The 6,737-nt window shown below is 50.7% G+C and carries 8 protein-coding genes and 2 pseudogenes; all 10 read left to right on the top strand.

Translation table 11 applies throughout. From position 1 onward, the window contains the following. Positions 1–69: pseudogene (locus ACYQ0H_RS02325) on the top strand (transposon-encoded TnpW family protein); the annotation flags it as partial. 77 nt (positions 70–146) lie between these two features. Continuing rightward, the gene (locus ACYQ0H_RS02320; protein ID WP_459811216.1) at positions 147–512 is read left to right on the top strand and encodes a hypothetical protein; all 366 of its coding nucleotides are present in this window, start codon (positions 147–149) and stop codon (positions 510–512) included. Between the two features lie 87 nt (positions 513–599). Beyond that, positions 600–1,445, top strand: a pseudogene (locus tag ACYQ0H_RS02315) (VirD4-like conjugal transfer protein, CD1115 family); the annotation flags it as partial. A 9-nt stretch (positions 1,446–1,454) separates the two neighbouring features. Further along, positions 1,455–1,682, top strand: coding sequence for a hypothetical protein (locus ACYQ0H_RS02310; protein WP_459811215.1), 228 nt, complete (start codon positions 1,455–1,457; stop codon positions 1,680–1,682). 3 nt (positions 1,683–1,685) lie between these two features. Next, on the top strand, positions 1,686–1,868 hold the full coding sequence (locus ACYQ0H_RS02305) for a hypothetical protein (protein ID WP_459811214.1): 183 nt from the start codon (positions 1,686–1,688) through the stop codon (positions 1,866–1,868). Positions 1,869–1,875: 7 nt separating this feature from the next. Then, the gene (locus ACYQ0H_RS02300; RefSeq protein ID WP_459811213.1) at positions 1,876–2,094 is read left to right on the top strand and encodes a Maff2 family mobile element protein; all 219 of its coding nucleotides are present in this window, start codon (positions 1,876–1,878) and stop codon (positions 2,092–2,094) included. A gap of 16 nt (positions 2,095–2,110) precedes the next feature. Then, on the top strand, positions 2,111–2,980 hold the full coding sequence (locus ACYQ0H_RS02295) for a VirB6/TrbL-like conjugal transfer protein, CD1112 family (protein WP_459811212.1): 870 nt from the start codon (positions 2,111–2,113) through the stop codon (positions 2,978–2,980). A 21-nt stretch (positions 2,981–3,001) separates the two neighbouring features. Further along, on the top strand, positions 3,002–3,406 hold the full coding sequence (locus tag ACYQ0H_RS02290) for a PrgI family protein (protein WP_459811211.1): 405 nt from the start codon (positions 3,002–3,004) through the stop codon (positions 3,404–3,406). Continuing rightward, positions 3,354–5,789, top strand: coding sequence for a VirB4-like conjugal transfer ATPase, CD1110 family (locus ACYQ0H_RS02285; protein ID WP_459811210.1), 2,436 nt, complete (start codon positions 3,354–3,356; stop codon positions 5,787–5,789). The genes ACYQ0H_RS02290 and ACYQ0H_RS02285 overlap by 53 nt, the downstream gene beginning before the upstream one ends. Continuing rightward, positions 5,786–6,736, top strand: a complete 951-nt coding sequence (locus tag ACYQ0H_RS02280) for a DNA-methyltransferase (protein ID WP_459811209.1) — start codon at positions 5,786–5,788, stop codon at positions 6,734–6,736. Before ACYQ0H_RS02285 ends, ACYQ0H_RS02280 begins: the two co-directional genes overlap by 4 nt. Position 6,737 lies beyond the last annotated feature (1 nt).

Raw genomic sequence — 6,737 nt, 5'->3', positions numbered from 1 at the left:
GATACCAGCACTGAAACCATGAGCGATAAAATCAAGCGTATGCTCAAAAACGAGATACAGCAGATGTGACCGGCTGATAAAGCCAGCCGCCTTGTGTTAAACTGATGATGGTACACACCAAAACTTTAGCCAAGGAGGACATGAAAATGCTGTACACAGAAAAAGAGAAAAATGAGATTGAGCGCGTCCGCAAAGTGTTTGAGAAACATATCCAGCAGATGACCGCTTATGATTTGGTTTGGTCGGACAAGGTCGGCTATGTGTGGCTGGCAATATCTATCGACCCGGTCTATATTGACACCGGCAACTGGATAGAGTCCGCTGCTGGCCTTTGTTATGAGTGCTTGAATGATATAGCACTGGATGTTTTCGGAATGACCGGAAACGACCATGACTTTGAGGACGCCGACCCGCTGGAACTGGCCGAGATTAAGCGGCGATGGAAACCCTATATCGGCCAGTTGCCGGAATATGCGTACCTTTGCGATGAGCTATTAAGTGGCCGCAAGTGACCCGCCTGCCTGAGTGTCAGGAGCATGAAAGTGCTTCCTGGCACTTTTTTTGTGGCTTTTTTGTGAATTTGATTAAAAAGTCCTTGACAACTCGTTTCGGGCAAGACCGCGAAAAGCATACTTATTTCTTGCGGTGCGCGGCTTGCGCCCTTTGATATTAAGGAACTCCGCAACCTCATGGAAACCGACGAAATGGAGCTTGACACCATAGGGGACAGAAAAACCGCCCTGTTTGTCATTATCAGCGACACCGACGACACCTTTAACTTTGTTGTTTCAATCCTCTACACGCAGTTATTCAACTTGCTTTGTGACAAGGCAGATGATGTATACGGCGGACGGCTTCCCGTCCATGTGCGCTGTCTGTTAGATGAATTTGCAAATATCGGGCAGATACCAAAGTTTGAAAAACTCATTGCCACCATACGGAGCCGGGAAATCTCCGCTTCTATCATTCTGCAATCACAGAGCCAATTAAAAGCCATTTACAAAGACAACGCCGACACGATTGTAGGAAATTGCGACACGACGCTTTTCTTGGGCGGCAAAGAAAAGACAACCCTCAAAGAAATATCGGAAATCTTGGGGAAAGAAACGATAGACAGCTTCAACACTTCCGAAACGCGGGGGCGGGAGCTTTCGCATGGACTGAACTACCAGAAGTTAGGTAAGGAGCTTATGACGCAAGATGAAATCGCCGTTATGGACGGCGGCAAATGTATTTTACAGGTACGCGGTGTGCGCCCGTTTTTCAGCGATAAGTACGACATAACGAAGCACCCGAAATACAAGTACCTTTCCGATTTTGATAAGAAGAACGCCTTTGACATGGAAAAGCACTTGCGCCGCCGCCCTGCAATCGTCAAGCCGGACGAAGTATTTGACTACTACGAAATCGACGCGGCAGACTTGCCGGAGGACACAGAGCCTTAAAACCGCGTCATGGAAATATGGATAACAGGCTATTGCGCTATGGAAAACGCCATTCACAGCACATGGAAAAGCAAAAGCAGCTTTCCCACGTCCTGCAAACAGCGTTTCCCACAGCTTCATAAGACAGCCAGTTACCCACATTCCCACAACGCCGACGACTACGGAAACACACCCTTTCCTACCTGTCATTTAGAAAAGCAAACCCTTAAAGGAGGTGGTTTGAAATCAAATCCATAAACATTGGTTACATGGTACGCGCTCCCTGTTTTGGGACGTACAGCGGCAGAAGCCGCACACCCTACAACTGAATACCGCCGCGCCGCACTTACGCAGCGCGGGGACGAGCCGCCAAAGACAGGCGGCTTTTTTCATACCCGAAAACAAAATCAAACAATTTTAGAGCCGCACAGCGGCAGAAAGTGAGGACTATATGGCATTTTTTAATTCGGCAGTAGGCGTTTTGCAGACACTCGTAATCGCGCTTGGCGCAGGGCTTGGTATCTGGGGCGTTATCAATCTTATGGAGGGCTACGGCAACGATAATCCGGGGGCTAAATCGCAGGGCATGAAACAGCTCATGGCAGGTGGCGGCGTTGCTTTGATTGGCATGGTGCTTGTACCGCTTCTGTCCGGCCTGTTCACCGCATAAGCGGAGGTAACAGCCTATGCAGAGCATACTTGACGCGATTAACGAATGGATAAAGGAAATCCTAATCGGAGCCATCAACGGTAATCTGTCAACTATGTTCGGGGACGTAAACGAGAAAGTCGGCACAATCGCCGCCGAGGTAGGCAAGACCCCGCAAGGATGGAATGCGAATATCTTTTCCATGATACAGACCCTATCGGAAAATGTAATCGTACCCATTGCGGGGCTTGTCATTACCTACGTTCTATGCGTGGAACTAATCAGCATGGTAACGGAAAAGAACAATATGCACGACGTTGATACGTTCATGTTCTTCAAGTGGTTTTTCAAAGCGTGGGTGGCGGTGTATCTCGTCACCCACACCTTTACAATCACTATGGCGGTATTTGACATGGCGCAGCACGTCGTTTCCGGCGCGGCGGGCGTAATCGGCGGCAACACCAACATTGATGTTGCCGCCGCCCTTGCGTCCATGCAGGACGGACTTGACGCTATGGAAATCCCCGAACTGCTGTTGCTCGTTATGGAAACAAGCCTTGTCAGCCTTTGCATGAAAATCATGTCGGTGCTGATAACGGTAATCCTGTACGGGCGTATGATAGAGATTTACCTTTACTGTTCAGTATCACCTATCCCATTTGCAACAATGACAAATAGAGAGTGGGGGCAGATAGGGAACAACTACCTAAAAGCCCTAATCGCTCTCGGCTTTCAAGGCTTCCTGATTATGATATGCGTCGGCATTTACGCGGTTTTGGTAAACAGCATGATTATAGCGGATAATCTGCACAGCGCGATTTTTTCCCTTGCAGCCTACACCGTTATTTTGTGCTTCTCCCTGTTCAAATCCGGCGCGCTTGCGAAGTCGATTTTTAACGCCCATTAAGGGCAGAAAGGAGGTTATCGCTTGGCGTATGTACCCGTACCCAAAGACTTATCCAAAGTCAAGACAAAGGTTGCCTTAAACCTTACCAAACGGCAGATTGTCTGTTTTTCGGCGGCTCTCCTTGTAGGATTGCCGCTTTTCTTTTTACTCAAAGACAGCGCAGGGACGAGCCTTGCGGCAATGGTGATGATTGTCGTCATGCTTCCCTGCTTTCTCCTTGCCATGTATGAAAAACATGGACAGCCCCTTGAAGTGGTGGTGAAAAACATCATTCAGACAAAGTTTTTAAGACCAAAGGAACGACCCTATCAGACAGATAACCTATACGCCGTTTTAGAACGGCAAAGAAAACTTGAAAAGGAGGTATCGGCTATTGTCAAAGGCACAAGCAAAAAAGGCGCAGGCGGCAAGACCCGCAAAGGCTAAACACAAACTGACCCGCGCCGAGAAAAAACAGATTGCCGCTGTTATCCAAAAGGCAAAGGGCGACGGCAAGGCGCACACCGCGCAGCAGACAATTCCCTACTTGCAGATGTACCCGGACGGGATATGCAGGGTAACGGAAAAACGGTATTCAAAGACCCTTTCGTTTGAAGATATTAACTATCAACTTGCACAGGCAGACGAAAAGACGGGCATTTTTGAAAACTGGTGCGACTTCTTAAACTATTTTGACGCTTCCGTATCGGTGCAGCTTTCCTTTATCAATCAAGGGACGCAGCGCGGCGAAGCACAAAAGGCTATCGACATTCCGGCGCGGGAGGACGCTTTTAATTCCATTCGCGCCGAGTATGGGGATATGCTGAAAAATCAGCTTGCAAAGGGCAACAACGGGCTTGTGAAGCACAAGTACATCACCTTTTCCATTGAAGCGGACAATCTGAACGCGGCAAAGGCGCGGCTTGCCCGTATCGAAACCGACGTACTGAATAATTTTAAGGTGCTTGGCGTATCAGCCCGCCCCATGACAGGCTATGAACGGTTGAAAATGCTGCATGGCGTATTCCACCCGGAGGGTGAGCCGTTCACCTTTGATTTTTCTTGGCTTGCCCCGTCCGGGCTTACCACAAAGGACTTTATCGCCCCGTCCTCTTTCCGCTTTGGCGAGGGGCGCACGTTTTGCATGGGGCGCAAAATCGGCGCGGTGAGCTTCCTTGAAATCCTTGCGCCGGAACTGAACGACCGTATGCTTGCGGACATTCTCGACCTTGAAACAGGCGTGATTGTCAATCTGCATATCAAGAGTATCGACCAGAGCGAAGCAATCAAGACCATTAAGCGCAAGATAACCGACCTTGATAAAATGAAAATCGAGGAACAGAAAAAGGCGGTGCGCAGCGGCTACGACATGGACATCATTCCGTCCGACCTTGCCACATTCGGCAGCGAAGCAAAAAATCTCTTGCAGGACTTACAGAGCCGCAACGAGAGAATGTTTCTCTTGACGTTCCTTGTGGTGAACATGGCAGACACGAAGCGCAAACTTGACAATGACATTTTCGCGGCGGCGGGTATCGCGCAGAAATATAATTGCGCCTTAACCCGCCTTGACTATCAGCAGGAAGCGGGCTTTATGAGCAGCGTACCACTTGGAGAAAACTTTATCCCCATTCAAAGGGGCTTGACGACGAGCAGCACCGCGATTTTCATTCCCTTTATCACACAGGAGCTTTTTCAAGAGGGCGCGGCATTGTACTACGGGCTGAACGCTCTTTCAAACAACATGATTTTATGCGACCGCAAACGCTTGAAAAATCCTAACGGGCTTATCTTGGGAACGCCCGGAAGCGGGAAATCCTTTGCGGCGAAGCGGGAAATTACCAACGCTTTCCTCATTACCGACGACGACATTATTATTTGTGACCCCGAAGCCGAGTATTTTTCCCTTGTGGAACGCCTAAACGGTCAGGTTATCCGGCTATCCCCCACAGGGAAAGGCATTGACGGGAAGCCCCAGTATGTCAACCCTATGGACATAAACCTCAATTACAGCGAGGACGACAGCCCGTTAGCCCTGAAATCAGACTTTATCCTTTCCCTTTGCGAGCTTGTGATAGGCGGTAAGGAGGGCTTGCAGCCCGTGGATAAAACGGTGATTGACCGCGCCGTGAGAAACGTCTACCGCCCGTTTTTGGCAGACCCCGACCCGGCGAAAATGCCGATTTTAGGCGACCTCTACGACGAGCTTTTGAAGCAGCCGGAGCCGGAAGCGGCGCGTATCGCGGCAGCGTTGGAGCTTTACGTTTCCGGCTCTCTCAACGTCTTTAACCACCGCACCAACGTACAGCTTGATAACCGCCTTGTCTGCTTTGACATTAAGCAGTTAGGGAAACAGCTCAAAAAGTTAGGTATGCTCATTGTGCAAGACCAGGTATGGAACCGCGTTACCGTCAACCGTGCCGAGAAAAAGGCGACCCGCTACTACATGGACGAGTTTCATCTTCTCTTGAAAGAGGAACAGACCGCCGCTTACAGCGTGGAGATTTGGAAGCGTTTTCGGAAATGGGGCGGCATACCGACAGCAATTACGCAGAACGTGAAAGACCTTTTATCAAGCCGGGAAGTGGAAAATATTTTTGAAAACAGCGACTTTGTGCTAATGCTCAATCAAGCTGCCGGAGATAGGGCTATCCTTGCAAAGCAGCTTAACATTTCCCCGCAGCAGATGAAGTATGTCACCCACACCGAAGCGGGCGAGGGGCTTATCTTCTACGGAAACGTGGTGCTGCCCTTTGTAGACCGCTTCCCGCAGACCACCGAGCTTTACAGGGTAATGACAACGAAGCCGGAGGAAGTGGGCGGCGCATGATGTTAGATACCATTATCAACCGCGACGCCCTCTTTGCCTTGCGGGAGCTTCCCGACGAAAGCGTGAATTGTTGCGTAACGTCGCCGCCCTACTATGCTTTGCGGGACTATGGGCTTGACGCGCAGATTGGACGCGAGGACACGCCGGAGCAGTACATTGAAAGGCTTGTCGCGGTTTTCCGCGAGCTACGCCGGGTGCTACGTTCTGACGGTACCTTTTGGCTGAATATCGCGGACACCTATTGCGGCACAGGCAGTAAAGGCAATCATGCCGACCCGAAGAACCCGAAAGGCAGGAACGGGCAGCAAGTGGCAATGAACCACCGCGCCCGCGGCTGCAAACAAAAGGACTTAATCGGTATTCCGTGGCTGCTTGCCTTTGCCCTACGCGCCGACGGGTGGTATTTGCGCAGCGATATTATCTGGCAGAAAGACAACCCCATGCCCGAAAGCGTCAAAGACCGCCCGACCCGCTGCTATGAACACATTTTTTTGCTCACGAAGTCAAAGCAGTATTACTATGACGCGCAATCCATAGCCGAGCCGACAGCCCCCACAACGGCGGCGCGGTACAGAACCGGGCGCGGCGCAGGACACAAATATGCTGCCGAAGTACCCGGACAGGGCAAGGTGCAGGGGCTGAACAAGGCGAGAAGCGGCGGCTACTATGACGAAGCCCTTATCCCCACCATGCGCAATAAGCGCGACGTTTGGCTTATCAATACCGTACCCTACAAGGGCGGGCATTTCGCCGCGTTCCCGCCAAAGTTAGCCCAAACGTGCATTTTGGCGGGCTGTCCGAGGGGCGGCATTGTCATAGACCCTTTCTTTGGAAGCGGTACAACAGGGCTTGCGGCGAAAGCCCTTGACCGCCGCTATATCGGCATTGAACTGAACGCCGAGTATTGCGCCCTTGCAAGGGCGCGGATTGGAGGTGAAGCACCATAAA

It is taken from the genome of Hominimerdicola intestinalis, from assembly GCF_054655215.1.
Note: the sequence above shows the minus strand (reverse complement) of the source record. Positions and strands in the feature narration are given on the sequence as shown.

Excerpts from the sequence above, each read along its gene's own strand:
- ACYQ0H_RS02320 (WP_459811216.1), top strand. The coding sequence starts at position 147 with ATGCTGTACACAGAAAAAGAGAAAAATGAGATTGAGCGCGTCCGCAAA.
- ACYQ0H_RS02310 (WP_459811215.1), top strand. The coding sequence starts at position 1,455 with ATGGAAATATGGATAACAGGCTATTGCGCTATGGAAAACGCCATTCAC.
- ACYQ0H_RS02300 (WP_459811213.1), top strand. The coding sequence starts at position 1,876 with ATGGCATTTTTTAATTCGGCAGTAGGCGTTTTGCAGACACTCGTAATC.
- ACYQ0H_RS02295 (WP_459811212.1), top strand. The coding sequence starts at position 2,111 with ATGCAGAGCATACTTGACGCGATTAACGAATGGATAAAGGAAATCCTA.
- ACYQ0H_RS02280 (WP_459811209.1), top strand. The coding sequence starts at position 5,786 with ATGATGTTAGATACCATTATCAACCGCGACGCCCTCTTTGCCTTGCGG.